This window comes from Micromonospora sp. IBSANI012 (assembly GCF_052814045.1).
Map to the genome: position 1 here is coordinate 1,516,959 of NZ_CP199933.1, position 21,208 is coordinate 1,538,166.

Sequence of the window (21,208 nt, forward strand, 5' to 3'; positions counted from 1 at the left end):
CGCGCTGTGCGTGCCGCCCGCGCTGTGCGTGCCGTCCGTGCCGCCCGCGCTGTGCGTGCCGTCCGTGCCGCCCGCGCTGTGCGTGCCGTCCGTGCCGCCCGCGCTGTCCGTGCCGACCGCGCTGTCCGTGCCGACCGCGCCGGCCGGCGTGGGCGCCGGTCGAGCTGAGCCTCCGGCCGGGCCTCCCGCAGGTCCAGCGGCGCGGGCGGGAACGGCGCGAGGGCGCGCCGACCGGTTGGTCGACGCGCCCTCGGCTTCAGGCAGGTGGTGCTCAGGCGGTGAAGCGCACCCGGCGGCGGCGGGCCACCACGAACAGGATCGCGCCCGCGGCCAGCAGCACGACGGCGCCGGCGGCGATGCCACCGGTGGCGGCGCCGGTGACCGGCAGGCCGCCACCCTCACCCTCGTCGCACTTCTTCGGCTGGGTGTACTCGATGGTCTCGGAGCCCTCGACCACGTCGTAGGAGACGGTGACCTTCAGGCCCTTGTACGCGTCGAAGGTGACCGAGCTGGTCTTGCCCGGGGTCGACTCGAGCTTCTTGGTGACGCCCTTCTCGGTGGTGAACGTGGCGGTGAAGGGGATGCCCTTCGCCGGGTTCTCCACGATGAAGGTCATCTCGTCGCAGGTCTCCTCGAGCCGGAACACCGGCTCCTCCGGCTCGCTCGGCGTGGTGGCCGTGCTCGACGGGGTCGCGGTCGGGCTGGTGCTCGACGGCGACGGGGTGGCCTCGGGGGACTTGGTCGGCTCCGGGGACTTCGTCGGCGTCGGCGCGCTCGGCGACGGCGACTCGGTTGCGGCGCAGTCGCCGGCCGGCTGCGCGGAGACGGTGCGCTCCTCGGTGATGATCCGGTCGCCCCGCTCCCACCGGGCCTCGACGGTCAGCTTGAGCTCCGGCAGGGCGCCGGTGAAGGTGTGGGCCTGGGTGCCGGTCAGCGGGCCGTCACCCTTCTTGGGCAGCACCGCGTTCAGCGCCAGCGCGCCGGTGAAGCCACCCGGCACGGTCGAGTCGAGCTTGGTGATGGTGCCCTCGAGGTCGCTCTCGCTGTTGCCGACGGTCCAGCTGACAACGATCTTGCCGTCGGGCGCGGCGCAGTAGGTGCCCGAGGGCTCGGGGTGGTGGGCCATCGCGGGTCCGGCGACCGTTGCGACGCCGGCGAGGCCGATCAGCGTGCCAGCGGCGATCGCCGCGACGCGCCGGAACTTCAGGCGGTTCACGTGTACTCCTGACGGGGGGAGATTCGCGGGGTGTGCGGCCGGGGAGGCGGGAGCCGGCGGGGCCGAGCGGTCGTGGCTCAGCGCGACCTCCCCGGGGTCGCGGCGCGTCCGCGCGAGCGCGAGCGTGCCGGGTGACTGTACCGACGGGTAGTGAACGCTCCCGCCGCCGGCGGGTGTTGTTGCCGTTTCGAGATCATCGATAGACCGAGCGTCACCGGACGACTGCGCCCTCCATGGTGGACGGCCGGCATGCGAAGGGCGCGCCGACCGGTCGGTCGGCGCGCCCCACGGGACCACAGTGGATCAGGCGGTGAAGCGGATCCGTCGGCGTCGGGCCACGACGAAGAGCACCGCGCCGGCCGCCAGCAGGGCGAGCGCGCCCGCGGCGATGCCGCCGGCCGCCGCGCCGGTCACCGGCAGGCCCTCACCGGGCTCGCCCCCGCCGGCGCCGCCCTCGGCGCAGTCCTTCGGCTGCTCCCAGGCCAGCGGCCCGCCGGAGTCCAGGTCGCCGGTCACCGTGACGGTGAGGCCCTTGCTGGCCGTGAAGCTGACGGAGCCGGTACGGCCCGGCTCGACGGTCAGCGTCTTCGCCTCGCCCTTGCTCGGGGTGAAGGTCGAGGTGACGGTCGCGCCGTCCTCCGGGTTGCTGATCCGGAAGGTCATCGCGTCGCAGGTCGACTCGTAGTCGGCGTCCGGCGCGCCCACCTCGGGCTGCTGGCAGTCCTCGGGCTTCTGCCAGCCGCCGGTGAAGTCCTTCATGCCCGCGGCCGTCACGGTGATCTCCTGCGCCTGCCCGGGGTTGAGCTTCCGGGTCTCGATCTTGCGCATGGGCACCGTGACGGTCTCGGTGAAGCCGCCGCTGCCGGTGATGGTGAAGGTCGCCGCGGCGTTGCCGGTCCGGTTGACCAGGGTCAGCTCGACGCTGCCCTCGCAGTCGGACTCGGCGATCACCTCGGGCGCCGCCGAGCAGCTGCCCGAGCCGCCGTTGTACCAGCCCCTCGGGCCGGTGGACCGGGCGCCGATGCCGGAGGAACTGCCGACCTTGCGGTCGCCGTACCGGTCGCTGGTGTCGGTCAGTGGGTCGATGATCGTGCTGCCGAAGAGGAAGTCGACCTGGGTGTGGCAGTTCGGCACCTCGACCCGGAAGTCCAGGGTGGCCACACCCAGCTCGCCGTCGGCCACGCCGACGAACTTCTTGATCGACTTGTCCAGCACGTACTGCGGCACGGCGAATGTCGCCGACGGCGTCACGTACGACACCAGGGCCAGTTCCTGCTGCTCGCCCGCGCAGAGCGGGCCGTTGGTCAGGGTGATCGAGGCCTCGCCCTTCGGGCCGTCGAAGGTGTGCGTGTACCTCGCGTCGCCGGCCTTGACGCAGTTGGGCGCCGGCGGCGTCGGTGTGCTCGGTGAGGCCGTCACGGTCGGGGAGGCCGACGGCGAGGGCGACGTGTTGGTGGCGTTCGCCGGTGCCGTGAAGGCGAAGGCCGTGGCGAGGCCGGCCAGCGCGGCGGCGGCCACGGCGAGCGGTCGCCGGAGCGACGGCTGGGGACGGATCACGCGTACTCCCGGGGTGAGGATGCGTCAGGGTGCGGCGTGGGGTGGCGGTGGCTCTGGTCCCGGTCGCCTTGCGGCACGTCCGGTGACGGCGCGCTCCCCGGCGCCGCGTGGCCGGCGGAGCGTCGCCGGCACCCGGCCGACCCTAAACGGATCGTCGTTGGGGTTACAGCGCTCAGGATGGGCTAAGGATCATGTTATGAATCTGAGATCATTGATATACCAGCAGTGATCATGAAGGCGCCGATCCGGGACGCACCGTGTCGGCCGGGCCGGCCCGGCCGTCGCGTAGCGTCATCGCCATGAGCAGGGGTAGACCGTGACCCGGATCGTCGCCGGCACGCTCGGCGGCCGGCGGATCGCCGCGCCGCCCGGCGCCGGCACCCGACCCACCTCCGACCGGGTCCGCGAGGCGTTGTTCAGCGCGGTGCAGACCGAGATCGACCTGGTCGGCGCCCGCTTCGCCGACCTGTACGCCGGCTCCGGCGCGGTCGGGCTGGAGGCGCTCTCCCGGGGCGCCGAGCATGTGCTGCTGGTCGAGTCCGACCCGCGCGCCGCGCGCGTGATCAGAGAGAACGTCGCCGCGCTCCGGGCCGCCCCCGCCGCCCGGCTGGTCACCGGCAAGGTGGCCGGCGTGCTCGCAGCGGGCCCGGGCGGCGAGCCGTACGACGTGGTCTTCGCCGACCCGCCGTACGCGGTGCCCGACGCCGACATCACCGCCCTGCTGGCCGCCCTGGTGGAACACGACTGGCTGGCCCCCGGAGCCCTGGTGGTGGTGGAGCGCTCCAGCCGCACCGGCCCGGTCGAGTGGGTGGAGGGCGTCACCGCGGAGCGCAGTCGCCGTTACGGCGAGACCACCCTTTGGTACGGTCGCCGATCATGAGACGTGCGGTGTGTCCCGGCTCGTTCGACCCGGTTACCAACGGACACCTCGACATCATCGGACGGGCCAGCCGGCTCTTCGACGAGGTGATCGTCGGCGTGCTGGTGAACCAGGCGAAGAGTGGCCTGTTCACCGTCGAGGAGCGGATCGACATGCTCCGCGAGGTGACCTCCTCGTACGAGAACGTGCGGGTCGAGTCCTTCCGTGGCCTGCTGGTCGACTTCTGCCGGGCGCAGGAGGCCAGCGTGCTGATCAAGGGCCTGCGGGCGGTCAGCGACTTCGACTACGAGTTGCAGATGGCGCAGATGAACATCGGCCTCGCCGGGGTCGAGACGCTGTTCATGCCGACCAACCCGCTCTACTCCTTCCTCTCCTCCAGCCTGGTCAAGGACGTGGCGAAGTGGGGTGGCGACATCTCCGCGCACGTGCCGGACCTGGTGCGCCACGAGCTGGTCGCCCGGCTCGGCCCGGAGCACCGGGGCTGACGTTCGTCGCGACGCGCCGCGCCGGGGTGGATCGGGCGGGGCTCGCCCGCGCAGGACATCATGTGTGGAGCGGGAACCCGGCCGTAACCCGCATCATGTAGGTCGGCCGACGAACGACAGGGAGTGAGGTACCGGTGGACCCGCTCGATCGCATCGACGAACTGATCGCCATGGTGGAGCAGGCCCGCTCCGTCCCGATGTCGCGGAACAACTGCATGGTCGACCGGGGCGAGATGATCGCGGTCCTGGACGAGATGCGCGCCGAACTCCCCGCCGACCTGCGCCGGGCCGCCGCCCTCCTCGAGGAGCGGGACAAGATCATGGAGGCCGGCAAGCGGGAGGCCGACCGGATCATCAGCGAGGGTGAGGCGGAACACGCCCGCCTGGTGTCGGTGAACGAGATCACCGTCTCGGCGGAGCACGAGGGGGCCCGGATCATCGCCGAGGCCCGGGCCGAGGCGCAGCGGCTGCGCGACGAGGTCGACGACTACGTCGACACGGCGCTGGCCAACTTCGAGCAGTTCCTGACCCGGGCGCTGGCCTCGATAGAGCGCGGCCGGGACAAGATGCACGCGCTGCGGGAGATCGGCACCTTCGGTGGGGACGAGGCCGAACGCCCGCTACCCTTCTGAGCGGCACCTCACCAGCCGACACGCGGGGCGGGCGTCGCCCCCGGTTCGACGCTGGGGTGGTCGCCCAGGTAACCTTTTTTGTCGGCCTCTCACCGGCCGGAGTCTGACTATGCCCAAACACTCGCCATCGACACTCAATCCCAGGTCGCCGCTGGTCCTCGACACGAGGGACCTGCCGCGTCGGCCTGGTGCGTTGCGTACGGTCAAGCGGGTCGCCCCGGCACCGGCGGACCTCGGCGTGGAGTTGATCGGCGTGCCGGAGGGCGCGGACCTCGACCTCGACCTGAGGTTGGAGTCGGTGTCCGAGGGCGTGCTCGTCTCCGGGACCATCAGCGGTCCCGTCCGGGGCGAGTGCGGCCGGTGCCTGCGCCAGATCAACGACTCGGTGGTCGTGAACGTCCAGGAGCTGTACGCGTACGAGAACAGCGCCACGGACGAGACGACCGACGAGGACGAGGTGGGCCGGATGCAGGGCGATCTGATCGACCTGGAGCCGGCGCTGCGGGACGCGGTGGTGCTGACGCTGCCGACCAACCCGCTCTGCCGGGAGGACTGCCCAGGACTGTGCCCCGAGTGCGGGGTGCACTGGGACGATCTGCCGGTCGACCACAGTCACCAGCAGATCGACCCGCGTTGGGCGGGCCTGTCGCAACTGAACCGTACAGAGGAGTAGGAACCGTGGCCGTCCCGAAGCGCAAGATGTCGCGCAGCAACACCCGGTCCCGCCGGGCGAACTGGAAGGCGGCCGTGGTCGCGACCGTGGCCTGCCCGCAGTGCAAGTCCCCCAAGCTGCCGCACGCCGCGTGCTCCGTCTGCGGCACGTACAACGGCCGCCAGGTCCTCGAGGTCTGAGACCTGGACGCCGAGTGACGCCCCCGACCACGGGTCGGGTGGCGCGCGCACCCTGGCGATCGCCCGGTGCCCCGGCTCCTTCCGACGCCGGCCGGCCTGCTCCGGCCGGCGTTCCGATGGAGCCGGGCACCGCGCGGATCGCCGTTGACCTCCTCGGCGGGGACGATGCCCCCGCCGTCGTGGTTGACGGCGCTCTGCGAGCCGTACGCGCCGATCCGGACCTGCACCTGCTGCTCGTCGGCCCGACCGAGGTCGCGGCCGCGGTGACCGACGCCCTCACCCCGGCGCAGCGCGCCCGGACGACGGTCCGCCCGGTGCGGGCCGCCGCCGGCCCGGCGCACCACGCGCCGCGCGCCGACAGCACCGTCCGAGCGGCCGTCGCCGCCATCCGCGACGGTGCCGCCGACGCGTTGGTCTCCGCCGGTTCGACCGGCGCCACCGTCTCCGCCGCCGCGCTCGGCTTCGGCCGCTGGGCCGACGTCCGCCGGCCGGCCCTGGTGGCCACCCTGCCGGCCGTCGCCGGCCCGGTGGTCCTGCTCGACGTCGGCGGCTCCCTGGAACCCCGCCCGCTCACCCTCGCCCGGCACGCCGTGCTCGGCGCCGCCTACGCCGCGGTCGCGCACGCCGTCGACCGGCCCCGGGTCGGCCTGCTCTCGGTCGGCACGGAGGCCGGCAAGGGCGACCGTCCCCGCAAGGCCGCCGACGCCCTGCTCACCGCCGCGTCGCTGCCCTGCGGGGCGCGCTACGTCGGCCTGGTCGAGGGGTACGACGTCGCGCTCGGCGCGCGCGCCGACGTGGTGGTCACCGACGGGTTCACCGGTAACGTGCTGCTCAAGGCGATCGAGGGCGCGTACGCGATGGCCGGCGGCCCGCCCGCCGGCGGCGGTGCCCCCCGCGCGGCGGCCCTGCTCGGGGTGGCCGGGACGGTGGTGGTGTGCCACGGCGCCGCCGGAGCCGAGGACGTGGCCTCCGGCATCGCCCTCGCCGCCCACCTGTGGCGGCGGGGCGCCAGCGACCGGGTCCGCGCGCTGCTCGACGGCGCCGCCGTCGGGTCGCCGGCCGTGGACCGCACCGACGAGGTACGCCCGTGAGCGCGAGAACGGGGTTCGCGCCCCCGGCAGTTCCGAACGAAGAGGTAGGCACATGACGAACGACAAGCGGCGGCGTGCTCCCGTCGGTCACCTCGAGGCGGCGTTCGGTGTGACGCTCGAGCCCGAACTGCTGGAGCGCGCGCTCACCCACCGCTCGTACGCGTACGAGAACGGTGGTCTGCCCACCAACGAGCGGCTGGAGTTCCTCGGTGACTCGGTGCTCGGGGTGGTGATCACCACCGCGCTCTTCCGCAACCACCCGGACCTGCCCGAGGGGCAGCTCGCCAAGCTGCGGGCCAGCGTGGTGAACATGCGCGCGCTGGCCGACGTGGCGCGCGGCCTGGGGCCGGACGGGCTCGGCGCGTACCTGCTGCTGGGCAAGGGCGAGGAGAGCACCGGCGGCCGGGACAAGGCGAGCATCCTCGCCGACACCCTGGAGGCGCTGCTCGGCGCGATCTACCTCCAGTACGGCCTGGAGACCGCCGCGATCGTCATCCACCGGCTCTTCGACCCGCTGATGGCGGAGTCGGCCGGCCGGGGCGCCGCGCTGGACTGGAAGACCAGCCTCCAGGAGCTCACCGCCGCGCTGGGGCTGGGCGTCCCGGAGTACCGCATCGAGGGCACCGGACCGGACCACCTCAAGACCTTCACGGCCTGGGTGGTGGTGGCCGGCAACCGCTACGGCGGGGCCGAGGGGCGCAGCAAGAAGGAGGCCGAGCAGCGGGCGGCCGAGGCGGCCTGGCGGGAGCTGACCGAGCAGGCCGAGAAGGAGCAGGCCGAGCGGGCCGAGCAGGAGCGGGCCGAGCGGGCCGAGCAGGAGCGGGCCGAGCGGGCGGCGGCGGAGGCCGGGGCGGCCACCGACCCGGCCGAGGCGGGGCTGGGCCGTGCCTGAGCTGCCCGAGGTCGAGACGGTCCGGCAGGGCCTGGCCCAGTGGGTCACCGGCCGCCGGATCACCTCGGTCGAGGTACGCCACCCGCGCGCCGTCCGGCGGCACGTCCCCGGCGCGGCCCACTTCGCCGACGTGCTGGCCGGTCGTACGGTCACCGACGTGCGCCGGCGTGGCAAGTACCTCTGGCTCCCGCTGGACAGCGGCGACGCCCTGATCGGCCACCTCGGGATGTCCGGCCAACTGCTGCTCCAGCCGATCGCGGCGGCCGACGAGCTGCACCTGCGGGTTCGGTTCCGGTTCGCCGACGACGGTCCGGAGCTGCGCTTCGTCGACCAGCGCACCTTCGGTGGCCTCTCGGTCAGCGAGGGCGGTGCCGAGCTGCCCGCGGAGATCGCGCACATCGCGCGGGACCCGATGGACGAGGAGTTCTCCGACGCCGGGTTCGTCGCGGCGCTGCGGCGACGGCGTACCGAGGTGAAGCGGGCGCTGCTGGACCAGACGCTGATCTCCGGGGTGGGCAACATCTACGCCGACGAGGCGCTCTGGCGGGCGAAGCTGCACGGCGCCCGCCCGACCGACGCGCTGACGGCGCCGGCGGCCACCCGGCTGCTCGGCCACGTCCGCGACGTCCTCGGCGAGGCGATCAAGCAGGGCGGCACCAGCTTCGACGAGCTCTACGTCAACGTCAACGGCGAGAGCGGCTACTTCGACCGGTCGCTCAACGCGTACGGCCGCGAGGGTGAGCCCTGCCGGCGGTGCGGTACGCCGATCCGGCGCGAGTCGTTCATGAACCGGTCGTCGTTCAGCTGCCCGCGGTGTCAGCCGCGGCCCCGGGGCGCCCTGAAGGGGTGACCCCGAGCCGGCTCGGGGTTGCGCCGGTGTGCCGTCCCCCGGCGTCCCGCAGATCCGCCCGGTTTGCCCGGCCGCCCGCTCCGATCACCCGCACGGCCGGCTTTCGCCGCGTCCGGGACGAGCCGGGGCCGATCCCCGATGTCCGCGCCCGCCGTTGTCCCTAGCGTCGACACGGTCGGCAGCGGGCCGACGCGTGGAGGGGGGGCCCGGGAGATGGGCAGGAGACCGGTGACGGTGCGGGTGGCGCGGTGGAGCGCCGAGCACCCGTGGCGCGCGATCGCGCTCTGGGTGGTGTTCGTGGCGGTGTGCTTCATCGGGGGCAACGCCGCGGGCATGAAGGAGGCGACGAGCGCCGACCAGGCGGTGGGGGAGTCCGGCCGCGCCGAGGCGATCGTCACCGAGGGGAACTTCGCCGACCCGGCGGTCGAGAACATCCTGATCACCTCCCGGGCCGGGGCGCTGGACCAGGCCGCGGCGAAGCGGGCGGCGGTCGACGCCGCCGACCGGCTCCGGCAGGTCACCGGGGTCGCGTCGGTGGGCACGCCGGTGCCGTCCCACGACGGCGACGCCCTGCTGCTGCCGATCACCATGTCCGGCGAGCGCGAGGACGCGGCCGACCGGGTGCAGCCGCTGCGCGACGCCACCGCCGAGGTCCAGGCGGCGCACCCGCAGCTGCGCGTCGAGGAGGTCGGCGGGCCGTCGATCAACCAGGCCCTCGACGAGACCCTGGGCAAGGACTTCAAGCGGGCCGAGCTGCTCAGCCTGCCGGTCACCCTGGCCATCCTGATCGTCGCGTTCGGCGCGCTGATCGCCGCCGGCGTGCCGGTGCTGCTGGCGCTCTCCTCGGTGGCCGCCGCGATGGGGCTGTCCACCCTGGCCTCGCACCTGGTGCCGGCCACCGACACCACGGCCAGCGTGATCCTGCTGATCGGCATGGCCGTCGGCGTCGACTACTCGCTGTTCTACGTCCGCCGGGAACGGGAGGAACGGGCCAAGGGACGCTCCGGGCTCGACGCGGTGGAGATCGCGGCGGAGACGTCCGGGCACGCGGTGGTGGTCTCCGGCTTCGCCGTGGTCATCTCGATGGCCGGGCTGCTGCTCGCCAACGACGCGGTCTTCTCCTCTCTCGCGGTCGGCTCGATCCTGGTGGTCGCGGTCGCGGTGACCGGCTCGCTGACCGTGCTGCCGGCGCTGCTGGCCAAGCTCGGCCGCTGGGTCGACCGGCCCCGGGTGCCGCTGCTCTGGCGGCTCACCGCCCCGCGTACCGGGCCCGACGGTCGACCGGCGACGCCGCGCTTCTGGCCGGCCGTGCTGCGCCCCGCGCTGCGGGCGCCGCTGGCCACCCTGGTCGTCTCGGTCGGGCTGCTGCTCGCCCTGGCCGCGCCCGCGCTCGGCATGAAGCTGAACTTCCCCGGCATGGAGGACCTGCCGCGCACCACGCCGGCGATGCAGGCGTACGACCGGCTCACCGCCGCCTTCCCGAGCACCGGCACCAGCCACCAGGTGGCCGTACGGGCGCCCGCCGAGCAGGCCGACCGGGTGCGCGCCGCGCTGACCGAGCTGGCCGGACGGGCCGGCGCCGACCCGCTGTTCGCCCCGGTCGAGGCGGACGGCCCGAAGATCGAGGTGTCGGCCGACCGGCGGGTGTCGGTGCTGGAGCTGGCCACCCCGTACGCCGGCCGGTCCGACGAGGCGGCGCGCTCGCTGGACGAGCTCCGCGACGACCTGCTGCCGGCGGCGCTCACGGGCATCCCCGGTGTCGAGTACGCGGTCGGCGGCGAGGTCGCCGGCAACCAGGACTACGCCCGGCACATCCAGGAGAAGCTGCCGATCGTGATGGCCTTCGTGCTGGCGCTGACCTTCGCGGTGATGGTGCTGACGTTCCGCTCGGTCGTGGTCGCGCTCACCTCGATCGTGCTCAACCTGCTCTCCGCCGGCGCCGCGTACGGCCTGCTGGTGCTGGTCTTCCAGGACACCTGGGCGGAAGGGCTGCTCGGGTTCACCTCGATGGGGGCGATCGTCTCCTGGCTGCCGCTCTTCCTCTTCGTGGTGCTCTTCGGGCTCTCCATGGACTACCACGTCTTCGTGGTCAGCCGGATCCGCGAGGGGGTCCGGGCCGGCATGTCGAACCGCGACGCGGTGGCGTACGGGATCACCTCGTCGGCGGGCGTGGTGACCAGCGCGGCCATCGTCATGGTCGGAGTGTTCGGGATCTTCGCCTCGCTCAGCACGATCGACATGAAGCAGCTCGGCATCGGGCTGGCCGCCGCGATCCTGCTGGACGCCACGATCATCCGGGCGGTGGTGCTGCCGTCGCTGATGACGCTGCTCGGCGACGCCAACTGGTGGGCTCCGCGCTTCCTGCGGCAGAAGCCGGCGGCCCCGCCGGCCGACCCGCCCGCCCCGACCCCGGAGCTGGTCGGCGCCCGCTGAATCCCCGCTGAGGGGCCCCTGCCGCAGCAGGGGCCCCTCGCGGCGTCAGGGGAGCTGGCAGGGGTCGCGCCAGGCGTCCAGTGATCGGTTCTTGCGGATGGAGGCGAAGCCGTACCCGAGGGTGGTGACGCAGAACGTCGCCGTCCGGCCGGTGTACTCGACGTGGAAGACCGGCTTGTCCGCGTCGACGAACGGCAGCAGCTTGGCGCAGACCTTCAGCCGGACGCACTCCTCGACGACCGCGAAGTCGAAGTCGGGCGCGAGCGCGGCGACCTGCCCGACGTCGTTCATCAGGCCGGGGGAGAGGTCGAGTGAGCGGGCCAGCACCGCCAGCCGCCGGTTGAACGTCAGTTGTTCGTCGTAGCCGAGCGGGAAGCCGGAGCGGTGGGCGTACCCGTCGGCGTCGGCCAGCGCCACCGCGCCGAAGCCCTTGCCCCGGCAGAGCCGGAACCGGTCGGCCAGCACCGACTCCAGCACGTCCCACCGGCGTACGTCGAGCCAGCGGCGCTCTGCCCGGCCGGTGGGGTTGCCCCGCACCGCAGGCGGGAAGCGGGTGGCGTCCGGGTCGGTGCCGGCGTACGAGCCGACGTGCACCTGGCAGACCAGCCGGCGGTCCCGCCCGCGCAGCGCGGAGGTCTCGGCGGCGGTGGTCCGTACCGGGTCGAGCAGGAAGACGTCCGCCGCGACGTCGGTGTCGACGGGCCCCTCGAGCTGCCATTGCCACTGCCACCGGTTTGCGTACGCGGTCGGCCACGGCGTCGGCGCGCCCGGCGGGACCAGCGGGGTGTGGCAGGCGGGGGTCAGCAGGGTGAGCGCGACGACGGCCGGCAGGGCCCGGCGGACGCCGCGCCGGGTCGCCGGTCGCCGGCGCGCGGCGCTCGGCAGCGGCCTGCTCCGCCGCGCGGACGCTGGCAGCCGGATCCGCATCGGCAGCTCCCGGGTCGTCGGGCGGCGCCACACCGCCCCGCGCCGTCCCGCACGGCGCACCTCACCCGGTCAAACGAGACGCCCCCGCCGACGACGCGGTCGCGTCGTGGACGGGGGCGTTCCGGTACGCCTCAGCGCGGGGTGGCGAAGACCTGGGTCCAGTACGGCCCGTTGCTGCTGGCCACGCCGACGCCGATCTCGGTGAACGTGCAGTTGAGAATGTTCTCCCGGTGACCTTGGCTGTTCATCCAGGCCCGCATGACCTCGGCCGGGGTCTGCTGGTTCCAGGCCACGTTCTCGCCGTAGGTGCGCCAGGTGTAGCCGACCCGCTCGATCCGGTCACCGGCGTCGCTGCCGTCGCTGCCGGTGTGCGACATGGTCCGGTGGTCGGCCTGGTCCTGGCTGTGCCGCTGGGCGGCCAGCATCAGCTTGTCGTCGATGCTCACCTTTCCGCAGCCGGCCTTGGCCCGTTCGGCGTTGACCAGGTCGACGACCTGCTGCGCCTTGCTGCTGACGCCGGGGCTGACGGAGTTGGGGGTCGACGCGCTGCTGGTCCGGGTGCTCTGCCGGGACGCGGCCGTGGTCCGCTTCGGCGCGGGTGTCGGCTTGACCGTCCGGCTCGGCGACGGGGTCGGGCGGGCGGTGGTCGGCGTGCCGGTGGGGGAGGCGGTGGCGGCGCCGGCCAGCGCGTCGGCGGGGGTCCCGGCGTCCGGCGCCAGCGGGGCGGCGGCGACGGTGTCGTCGACGGAGGTCGGGTCGGTTGCTCCGCCGTCGCCACCGGCCAGCGCCAGGGCGCCCACGCCGAGGCTCACCACCAGCGTGGCGGCCGCGGCGGCGCCGCCGAGGACCAGCGGGCGCGGGAACCGGCTCCGCTGCCGGTGCCGGCCCTGTCCCTCGGCCGACGGCTCGGCGTCCACGGCCCGCAGGCTGCCGGTGGTGTGCCGCCAGTCGGCGGGCGGGGCGAACTCGGGAGCGGGCGCGAAGGGGGCGCCGGGCGCGTCCGGGTACGCCGCCGGGTCGAGGTGACCGTTCGGCGGGGCGGCCGGGGTCCGGTCGGTCCACGCGTACGGCCGGTGGTCCGGTTCGGTACGCCACTGCGCGGTCGGGGCGTCCGCCAGGTCGTCGCCCGGCTGTTCCGGCTCGTCGCCGAAGAGGTACGCCGAGCGCGGCTCGGGACGGTCGGTCAGCCAGGCCGGCGGCTCGTCGGTGGGCGGTTGCGGGCGCCGCGGGGCGCCGTCCGGGTCGATCGGGTCGGTCCAGCCGTACACGCCTGTCGCCTCCACGGGGTCGGTTGTGGCCGCGCTGACGCTACGGGCGTGCCCTGAACTGCGGCAACGTGGCTAAGGAAGAGTTAAGGCGATGTCGACTCACGTGGTGACCGTACGCACATTTCCCGGCGTACAGTTAAGGAGTCCGGACAGAGCGTGTCCGAGCCTTGCGGCCCCCGGCAAGTGGACAGGGTAGACGTGGAGATGATCTACGGCCTGCGAGAACTTGACGAAGAGGGGGGTGTCGGCTCAATATATAGGTGTCGCCAGTCGCGCCCAGTCATGCCCGGATTATGCCGGGGTGGCAGTCGCGGACAGTTATTGGGCGCGCGTTGGCCGGCCTTTCCGGCAGCGCATATCAAGGAGTCAGCATGGCGAAAGCCCTCTACGGCCACGTAGGCGCAGCGCCCGACCGGCGTCTGCTCGACGAGGTCACCCGTCTGCGGGCCAGGGTTCAGGCACTCGAGTTCGAGATCACTCGGCTGCGTGCCGACAATGATCGGCTCGCTGCGGCCGCCGCGGAGGCCGACGACCTCCTCCGGCTGGCCGAGCCGGCCCTGACCTGATCCACGGGATCCGGAAAAACTGAATCGCACCACCGCGAAAACGCGCGCCGACACTTATGTGCCGGCGCGCAGCTCTGTCTCCCGTGGTTTTCCGCCCGCAATTTCCCGATCTTGTACGCGTCGACTCCGCCATTCGTCGTCCGGTCCGCGCGCGGTGGCCGTCCCGCGGGGCGGGTCGCGTGCCGACGGGTCGCCGCCGAGGGGTTAGTCTGCGGGTTCACCAGGCTCGCGCAGCCGGCGACGGTACGGCGGCCACCGGACGAGGATCGAGAAGGTGCATCTCAAGAGCCTGACGGTGAAGGGTTTCAAGTCCTTCGCCTCCGCCACGACGCTCAAGCTGGAGCCCGGGATCACCTGTGTGGTCGGCCCGAACGGCTCCGGCAAGTCCAACGTCGTCGACGCCATCGCCTGGGTGCTGGGCGAGCAGGGCGCCAAGGCGCTGCGTGGCGGCAAGATGGAGGACGTCATCTTCGCCGGCACCGCCGGGCGGGCGCCGCTGGGCCGGGCCGAGGTCACCCTCACCATCGACAACACCGACGGCGCCCTGCCGATCGAGTACACCGAGGTCTCCATCACCCGCCGGATGTTCCGCTCCGGCGAGAGCGAGTACGAGATCAACGGCGACTCCTGCCGCCTGCTCGACATCCAGGAACTGCTGTCGGACTCCGGCATCGGCCGGGAGATGCACATCATCGTCGGCCAGGGCCGGCTCGACGGCATGCTGCACGCCAAGCCGGAGGACCGGCGGGCGTTCATCGAGGAGGCGGCCGGCGTCCTCAAGCACCGCAAGCGCAAGGAAAAGGCGCTGCGGAAGCTCGACGCGATGCAAGTAAATCTCAACCGCGTGACCGACCTCACCGCCGAGCTGCGCCGCCAGCTCAAGCCGCTGGGCCGGCAGGCCGAGGTGGCCCGGCGGGCCGCCGCCATCCAGGCCAACCTGCGCGACGCCCGGCTGCGGCTGCTCGCCGACGACCTCGCCACCCTGCGCACCACCCTGGACCGGGAGATCGCCGACGAGACCGCGCTGCGCGAGCGGCGTGAGCAGGTCGAGGCCGAACACGGCGAGGTGCAGGCCCGCCTGGGCGAGCTGGAGGCGGCCCTGGCCGAGGACGCGCCGCTGCTCGCCGCCGCCCAGGACACCTGGTACAAGCTCTCCGCCCTGCAGGAACGGTTCCGCTCCATCGAGCAGCTCGCCCGGGAACGGCTGCGCCACCTCAGCGCCAGCACCGACGACGAGCGGCCCGGCCGCGACCCGGAGCAGCTGGAGGCCGAGTCGCAGCGGGTCCGCGAGCAGGAGGAGGAGCTGCGCGCGGCGCTCACCGACGACCAGATCCGGCTGGCCGAGGCGGTGGAGCACCGGCAGGAGCTCGAACGGCAACTGGCCGCCGCCGAGCGGGAGCTGGTCGCCGCCGCCAAGGCGATCGCCGACCGCCGGGAGGGCCTGGCCCGGCTCACCGGGCAGGTCAACTCGGCCCGGGCCCGCACCACCAGCGCGGGCGAGGAGATCGAGCGGCTCGCCGCCGCCCACGCCGACGCGCTGGCCCGCGCCGAGAAGGCCCAGGCCGACCTGGACGCGGTGGCCGAACAGTCCACCGAGGCGGACCGGGACAACGCCGAACTCGACGAGCGGCACGCCGAGGCGGTCGCCGTCCACGAGAAGGCCCAGGCCGCCGTGCGCTCCCTCGCCGACGCCGAGCGGGCCACCGAGAAGGACGCCGCCACCTGGAAGGCCCGCGAGGAGGCGCTCGCCCTCGGCCTGCGCCGCAAGGACGGCGCGGGCGCGCTGCTGGCGCGCGCCGGCGAGGTGCCCGGCCTGCTGGGCAGCCTGGCCGGCCTGCTCACCGTCGCCCCCGGCCACGAGGCGGCCCTCGCCGCCGCCCTCGGCGGGCTCGCCGACGCGGTTGCGGTCAGCGGGGTGGACGAGGCCGTCGAGTCGATGCGGCTGCTGAAGATCTCCGACGCCGGGCGGGCCGGGCTGCTGGTCGGCAGCCCCGCCGGCCCCGGCATGGACGGCCCGGCCGACGCCCTGCGTCCGAAGCTGCCGGACACCGCCCGCTGGGCGCCCGACCTGGTGGAGTGCGCCGCCGAGATCCGCCCGGCCGTGCACCGGGCGCTGCGCGACGTGGTGCTCGTCGCCGACCTCGCCGCCGCGGCCGAGCTGGTCGCCGGCAACCCGGAGCTGCGCGCGGTCACGCCGGACGGCGACGTGGTCGGGGCGTACGCGGCGGCCGGCGGGTCGGCCAAGGCGCCCAGCTACATCGAGGTGCAGGCCGCCGTCGAGGAGGCCCGCGCCAACCGGCTCACCGCCGAGCGGACCAGCGCCGAGCTGCGCGACCAGCTCGTCGACGCGCGGGCCGAGGTGGCCGCCGCCAAGGAGGCGGTGCAGCACGCCGCCGCCGCCAAGCGGGAGGCGGAGAGCCACCGCAACGCCGCGGCCCGCCGCCTCGCCGAGCTGGGCGCCGCCGCCCGCTCCGCGAAGGCGGAGACCGACCGGCTCGGCGAGTCCCGCTCCCGCGCCGAGGCGGCCCGCGAACGCGACCTGCTCGCCCTGGCCGAGCTGGAGGAGCGGCTGCGGCTGGCCGAGGACACCCCGATCGACGCCGAACCCTCCACCGAGGAGCGTGACCAGCTCGCCGCGATGGTGCCCCGGGCCCGGCAGAACGAGATGGAGGTCCGGCTGGCGGTGCGTACCGCCGAGGAGCGGGTCTCCTCGATCGCCGGCCGGGCCGACTCGCTGGCCCGGCAGGCCACCGCCGAGCGGGCGGCGCGCGAACGTGCCGCGGCCCGGCGGGCGGCGCGCACCCGCGGCGCGGCCATCGCCCGGGCGGTGGTGGGCGGCGCCCGCGAGGCGCTCACCCGGCTCACCGCCTCGATCGCCGCGGCCGAGGAGCACCGCGACGCGGTGGCGCGCGAACGCGCCGGCCGCGAGGCCGAACTCCAGGAGGTACGCGGAGCGGCCAAGCGCCTCGGCGCGGAGCTGGAACGGCTGACCAGCCAGGTGCACCGCGACGAGGTGGCCCGCGCCGAGCAGCGGCTGCGCATCGAGCAGCTGGAGGCGAAGGCCGCCGAGGACTTCGGCCTGGACGTGGAGACCCTGGTCGCCGAGTACGGTCCGGACCAGCTCGTCCCACCCACCCAGGTCGACGTGGCGACGGCCGAACGCGACGGTCTGCCGGTGCCCGAGCCGGTCCGCTACGAGCGGCCGGTGCAGGAGAAGCGGGCCGCCAAGGCGGAGCGGGAGCTGGCCCTGCTCGGCAAGGTCAACCCGCTCGCGCTGGAGGAGTTCGCCGCGCTGGAGGAGCGCTACAAGTTCCTCTCCGAGCAGCTGGAGGACCTGAAGGCCACCCGGCGGGACCTGCTCACCGTGGTCAAGGACGTCGACGACCGGATCCTGGAGGTCTTCGCCAGCGCCTTCGAAGACACCGCCCGGGAGTTCGAGCAGGTCTTCACCGTGCTCTTCCCCGGCGGCGAGGGCCGGCTGATCCTCACCGACCCGGAGGACCTGCTCACCACCGGCGTCGAGGTGGAGGCCCGCCCGCCGGGCAAGAAGATCAAGCGGCTGTCGCTGCTCTCCGGCGGCGAGCGGTCGCTGACCGCGGTGGCCATGCTGGTGGCGATCTTCCGCGCCCGGCCCAGCCCGTTCTACATCATGGACGAGGTGGAAGCGGCGCTGGACGACGTTAACCTCGGCAGACTGATCACGCTGCTGGCACAGTTGCGGGAGAAGAGCCAGCTGATCGTCATCACGCACCAGAAGCGGACGATGGAGATCGCCGACGCGCTCTACGGCGTGACCATGCGCAGCGGGGTCACCCAGGTGATCAGCCAACGGCTCAATCGGGCCGACGAGGACGAGCGGCCTGGCCGCGGCGAGGAGAACGGGTAGTGGCTCGGGAACGCGCGACGGCGCTCCTGCTGGACTTCGACGGCGTACTGCGTCGGTGGGACCCCGCGGTGGCCGCCGGTGTCGAGCGGGAGCACGGCCTCTCCGAGGGGGTGCTCGGCGAGATCGCCATGCAGTGGGGGCGGCTCCAGCCGGTGCTGACCGGACGGGTCAGCCACGCCGAGTGGGTGAGCAGCGTGGCGGACGCGTTGACCGATTCGGTGGGCAGCCCGGAACGGGCCCGCGCCGCCGTCGAGCAGTGGCAGCGCTACCGGGGCGAGGTCGACCCGGAGGTGCTGGCCTTCGTCCGGGAGGTCCGCGCGGCCGGCGTCCGGGTCGGGCTGGGCACCAACGCCACCGACCTGCTCGACGCCGACCTCGCCGCGCTCGGCCTGGTCGGCGAGCTCGACGTGGTGGTCAACTCCTCGGTGATCGGCGTGCACAAGCCGGCCAAGGAGTACTTCCAGGCGGCCTGCGAGGCGCTGCAGACCCCGCCGGCCCGGGTGCTCTTCGTTGACGACGAGGACTGGGCGGTCCGGGGCGCCCGCGCCGCCGGGCTGTCGGCGCACCGGTGGGGCGGCCCGGCCGACCTGCGCTACCTGCGGGCGGCGCTGGCGTACTGAGGCGCTGCACACGCTGACCCCGCTCGGGGAGCACCTCCTGCGGGCCGGGCGCGGCAGCTGACCGACGCCCGGCGGCGGGAGGGGTCAGTCGCCGGTCACCCCGTCGAGGCGCTCGCGGATCAGGTCGGCGTGGCCGTTGTGCCGGGCGTACTCCTCGATCATGTGGACGTACACCCAGCGGACGCTGAACTCGTCGGCGCTGCCGTCGCGGCGCGGGCGCGAGAAGGTCTGCTCCAGCGACAGGCCGGCGGCGGCCTTGCGGGCGGCCTCGACCTCGGCGGCGAAGGTGGCGAAGTCGGCCTCGGCGTCGGCGTCGGCGACGGCGTTGAAGTCGGCGTCCGGGTCCTCGTCCGTGCCGTAGATGCCGGGGATGTCCTGCCCGGCTGCCCGGATCCGGAACCACCAGCGCTCCACGTCCGCCATGTGCCGCACCAGCCCGAGCAGCGTCAGCCCGGACGGCTCCACGCTCGGCGTCCTGAGCTGCTCGGCGGTCAGCCCCGCGCACTTGAGCAGCAGCGTCTGCCGGTGGTAGTCGAGCCAGCCCTCCAGCATGGTGCGCTCGTCGCCGACGTACGGTTCGTTGGTCCGGTTGATCTCCGGTGCTCTCCAGGTCATCCGGACATCCTCGTCCTCGGGTCCGACACCGGCGAGTGGTTATCGCCCGCCGGCCCGCGCTACCCGGCGGCGGTCCGCCCGACCTGGCCCCGCCAGTGCGCCAGGCTCTCGACCACCGTGCCGGTCAGCGGGTGGTCCGGGCCCACCACCCGCAGGCAGTCGGTGACCAGTTCCGCCAGGGCGGCGGCCGCGCCGGCCGGGTCGCCGGCCTCGCCCCGCCACCAGGCGAGGTTGCGGCGGGTGTCCAGCGTTTCGGGGTGGTCGACGCCGAGCAGCCGGACGTAGTCGTCGAGCAGCGCCCGCGTCTCCGCGATGGCGGCGGCGTGCTCGCCGGCCGCGCCGAGCTGCCAGGCCAGCCCGTTGCGGGCGTTGAGCGTGGTGGTGTGCTCGGGCCCCAGCACCCGCTGGCAGTCGGCGAGCAGCGCACGCAGGGCGGTGACCGCGCCGGTCCGGTCGCCCGCCTTGCCCCGCAGCCAGGCGAGGCTGCCCCGGGTGTTCAGCGTGTCCGGGTGCTCCGGGCCGTGCAGCCGGAGGCGGTCGGTGAGGAGCTGGGCGGTGGTCTCGGCGGCCCCGGCGGCGTCGCCCGCCTCACCTCGCCAGTAGGCGACGTTGTGCCGGGTGGTGAGGGTGAGCGGGTCGTCCGGGCCGACCACCCGCAGGCAGTCGGTGAGCAGCTCGGCGAAGGCGTCCGCGGCCCCGGCGGCGTCCCCGGTCCGGCCCCGCCAGAAGTTGCGGTGGCCGCGGAAGCTCAGCGTCTGGGGGTGGTCCGGCCCGAGCAGCCGGAGGCAGTCGGCGATGACCTCGTCCAGACCGTCCACGGCGGCCCGGACGAGTCCGGACTCGCCGAGACTCTCGTAGAGGCGGAAGAGCACCTGGTGGGAGCCGGCGCGCAGCAGCAGGTCGCCGACGTGGTCGCGCAGGGCCGCGGCGTTGGCCCGGAAGGCCTGGCTGACCGGGGGCTCGACCTCGGTGGCCGGCCAGCGGTGCAGCAGCGCGGCGGCGGCGACCCGGACGGCGGCGACGAGCTGGGTGTCGGTGAGCCGGTCCCGGGTGGCCCGTTGCACCAGGGCGTGCACCCGCAGGCTGCCGCCGTGCGGGTCGTGGGTGACCAGGCTGAGCCGGTGCAGGTTGTGCAGCGCCCGGGCCACCTGCTCGACCTCCACCGGCGTCCCGTCCCCGGCCGCCCGGGCCGTGGCCAGGTGGGCCAACGCCGCCGGGGTGGCGAAGAGGCCGGTGGGTACGCCGTTCGGGTCCAGCAGCGCCGCCAGCTCCAGCAGCGGGCGGGCCAGGCCGACCGGCGCGGCCGCGTCGGCGGCGTCGATCGAGAGCGACCAGGTCGCCGCCACCGTCGACCGATGGTCGTCGGGGAGGGCGTCCGGCTGCGGCACCAGGTCGTCGAGCCGGCGCTTGCGGTCGGCGAGCATCCGGCGGTACCCGGCGCAGTCCAGGCCCCGGTCCCGGATGAACGCAGCGGCCTGGGCAACGGCCAGCGGCAGGTGGCCCAGGTCGGCGGCGAGCAGCCCGGCCTCGGCGAGCCGGGCCGGGTCGGCGACGGCCCGGGTCAGGTAGCCGACCGCCTCGTCGCCGGTGAAGAGCCCGACCTCGACCAGGGTGCGGTCGTCGGCGCCGAGGACGGCGTCGCGCCGCCTGGTGGTGACGATGGTGCGGCCGTTGCGGTTGGCCGGTGGCCACCAGCCGGCCGCGTCGGCCGGCGCGTCGAGGTTGTCCAGCACCACCAGCCAGCGCCGGTCGGTGTGTTCGCACCAGCTCAGCAGGGCAGCGGCGGCCTGTTCCGGGTCGGCCGTCGGGTCGGCCAGCCGCAGTTCCCGGGCCGCCTGGGCGTACGCGGCGACGATCGCGTCCCGGCTGATCGCGGTGGCCCAGACCAGCAGGTCCAGTTCGCCGCTGTCGACCAGGCGGCGGGCGAACTGGGCGGCGAGCTGGGTCTTGCCCACCCCGCCCATGCCGGAGAGGACCTGGGTGAGTACGGCGGTACGGCCGGCCCGGGCGGCGCGGGCCAGGTCCAGCCGGGCGCGCCGGTCCTGGAACCAGGACGCCGGTTGCGGGATCCGACCGACCCGTACCGTGCGGGTGCCGCCGGCCGCTGGGCGCTCGGCGGCGCGGGTGGTGCGCAGGGCCTGTACGGCGGCCACCGTGCCGACCAGGGAGAGCACCGCGCTGACGATGCCGGCGATCCACCCGGCCTGCTCGGTGCCGGCCCAGCCGGGCCGGGGCGCGAGCGCGGCCGGGGACCGCCGGAGCAGCAGGGCCGCCGCGACGGCGGTCAGCAGGGCCAGGGCGAGCAGCACCACGACCCGCCGCCGCGGGGGACGGCGGCCGAAGATCTCACCCACCCCACCATCATCACGGGCGGCCGCACCCCGGCCCCTCGGCGCTCCGGAGCGCATCGGCCGCCCCACGGACGGTGAGCGGATCCG

General features: G+C 74.3%; 18 protein-coding genes. 12 read left to right on the forward strand and 6 right to left on the reverse strand.

Annotated elements, in window-relative coordinates; translation table 11 throughout:
- Positions 1-271 precede the first annotated feature (271 nt).
- Both ACTWM8_RS07185 and ACTWM8_RS07190 read right to left on the reverse strand, forming a co-directional pair.
- Entirely contained in the window at positions 272-1,216 is a 945-nt protein-coding gene (locus ACTWM8_RS07185) for a cell wall anchor protein (protein ID WP_446213125.1), read from the reverse strand.
- Positions 1,217-1,519: 303 nt separating this feature from the next.
- Positions 1,520-2,773 carry a cell wall anchor protein gene (locus ACTWM8_RS07190; RefSeq protein WP_446213126.1) on the reverse strand — a complete coding sequence of 418 codons (1,254 nt, stop codon included), beginning with the start codon at positions 2,771-2,773 and terminating at the stop codon, positions 1,520-1,522.
- 316 nt (positions 2,774-3,089) lie between these two features.
- Here ACTWM8_RS07190 and rsmD point away from each other — a divergent pair, with 316 nt between their 5' ends.
- The 9 genes from rsmD (at position 3,090) to ACTWM8_RS07235 (ending at position 10,888) form a co-directional block, all read left to right on the forward strand.
- The gene (gene rsmD, locus ACTWM8_RS07195) at positions 3,090-3,653 is read left to right on the forward strand and encodes a 16S rRNA (guanine(966)-N(2))-methyltransferase RsmD (RefSeq protein WP_446213127.1); all 564 of its coding nucleotides are present in this window, start codon (positions 3,090-3,092) and stop codon (positions 3,651-3,653) included.
- A complete protein-coding gene (coaD, locus tag ACTWM8_RS07200) occupies positions 3,650-4,138 on the forward strand; it encodes a pantetheine-phosphate adenylyltransferase (protein ID WP_088963528.1) in 489 nt (162 codons plus the stop codon). Before rsmD ends, coaD begins: the two co-directional genes overlap by 4 nt.
- 134 nt (positions 4,139-4,272) lie before the next feature.
- Positions 4,273-4,770 carry a hypothetical protein gene (locus ACTWM8_RS07205; RefSeq protein ID WP_446213128.1) on the forward strand — a complete coding sequence of 166 codons (498 nt, stop codon included), beginning with the start codon at positions 4,273-4,275 and terminating at the stop codon, positions 4,768-4,770.
- 109 nt (positions 4,771-4,879) lie between these two features.
- On the forward strand, positions 4,880-5,443 hold the full coding sequence (locus tag ACTWM8_RS07210) for a YceD family protein (protein ID WP_446213129.1): 564 nt from the start codon (positions 4,880-4,882) through the stop codon (positions 5,441-5,443).
- Positions 5,444-5,448: 5 nt separating this feature from the next.
- A complete protein-coding gene (gene rpmF, locus ACTWM8_RS07215) occupies positions 5,449-5,622 on the forward strand; it encodes a 50S ribosomal protein L32 (protein WP_088646032.1) in 174 nt (57 codons plus the stop codon).
- A 116-nt stretch (positions 5,623-5,738) separates the two neighbouring features.
- Positions 5,739-6,713: a phosphate acyltransferase PlsX gene (locus ACTWM8_RS07220; protein WP_446213130.1), complete on the forward strand. Its 975-nt coding sequence runs from the start codon at positions 5,739-5,741 to the stop codon at positions 6,711-6,713.
- A 52-nt stretch (positions 6,714-6,765) separates the two neighbouring features.
- Positions 6,766-7,605, forward strand: coding sequence for a ribonuclease III (gene rnc, locus ACTWM8_RS07225; RefSeq protein WP_446213131.1), 840 nt, complete (start codon positions 6,766-6,768; stop codon positions 7,603-7,605).
- On the forward strand, positions 7,598-8,455 hold the full coding sequence (gene mutM, locus ACTWM8_RS07230) for a bifunctional DNA-formamidopyrimidine glycosylase/DNA-(apurinic or apyrimidinic site) lyase (RefSeq protein WP_446213132.1): 858 nt from the start codon (positions 7,598-7,600) through the stop codon (positions 8,453-8,455). The genes rnc and mutM overlap by 8 nt, the downstream gene beginning before the upstream one ends.
- A 213-nt stretch (positions 8,456-8,668) precedes the next feature.
- Positions 8,669-10,888, forward strand: a complete 2,220-nt coding sequence (locus ACTWM8_RS07235) for an MMPL family transporter (RefSeq protein WP_446213133.1) — start codon at positions 8,669-8,671, stop codon at positions 10,886-10,888.
- Between the two features lie 45 nt (positions 10,889-10,933).
- On the opposite strand, the gene ACTWM8_RS07240 is transcribed toward ACTWM8_RS07235, so the two are convergent.
- Entirely contained in the window at positions 10,934-11,815 is an 882-nt protein-coding gene (locus tag ACTWM8_RS07240) for an endo alpha-1,4 polygalactosaminidase (RefSeq protein ID WP_446213134.1), read from the reverse strand.
- A gap of 131 nt (positions 11,816-11,946) precedes the next feature.
- Positions 11,947-13,098, reverse strand: a complete 1,152-nt coding sequence (locus tag ACTWM8_RS07245) for a CAP domain-containing protein (RefSeq protein WP_446213135.1) — start codon at positions 13,096-13,098, stop codon at positions 11,947-11,949.
- Between the two features lie 356 nt (positions 13,099-13,454).
- Here ACTWM8_RS07245 and ACTWM8_RS07250 point away from each other — a divergent pair, with 356 nt between their 5' ends.
- The 3 genes from ACTWM8_RS07250 to ACTWM8_RS07260 all read left to right on the forward strand — a co-directional run bounded on the left by ACTWM8_RS07250 (position 13,455) and on the right by ACTWM8_RS07260 (position 18,155).
- Positions 13,455-13,649, forward strand: a complete 195-nt coding sequence (locus tag ACTWM8_RS07250) for a hypothetical protein (protein ID WP_007456482.1) — start codon at positions 13,455-13,457, stop codon at positions 13,647-13,649.
- A gap of 274 nt (positions 13,650-13,923) precedes the next feature.
- Positions 13,924-17,535 (forward strand): chromosome segregation protein SMC, encoded by a 3,612-nt coding sequence (gene smc, locus ACTWM8_RS07255; protein WP_446213136.1) that lies wholly within the window; start codon positions 13,924-13,926, stop codon positions 17,533-17,535.
- On the forward strand, positions 17,535-18,155 hold the full coding sequence (locus tag ACTWM8_RS07260) for an HAD family hydrolase (RefSeq protein WP_446213137.1): 621 nt from the start codon (positions 17,535-17,537) through the stop codon (positions 18,153-18,155). The genes smc and ACTWM8_RS07260 overlap by 1 nt, the downstream gene beginning before the upstream one ends.
- Positions 18,156-18,239: 84 nt before the next feature.
- Here ACTWM8_RS07260 and ACTWM8_RS07265 read toward each other — a convergent pair whose 3' ends face one another.
- Positions 18,240-18,770 carry a DinB family protein gene (locus tag ACTWM8_RS07265; protein ID WP_446213138.1) on the reverse strand — a complete coding sequence of 177 codons (531 nt, stop codon included), beginning with the start codon at positions 18,768-18,770 and terminating at the stop codon, positions 18,240-18,242.
- A gap of 59 nt (positions 18,771-18,829) precedes the next feature.
- Positions 18,830-21,124, reverse strand: coding sequence for a tetratricopeptide repeat protein (locus ACTWM8_RS07270; RefSeq protein ID WP_446213139.1), 2,295 nt, complete (start codon positions 21,122-21,124; stop codon positions 18,830-18,832).
- Positions 21,125-21,208: the final 84 nt, after the last annotated feature.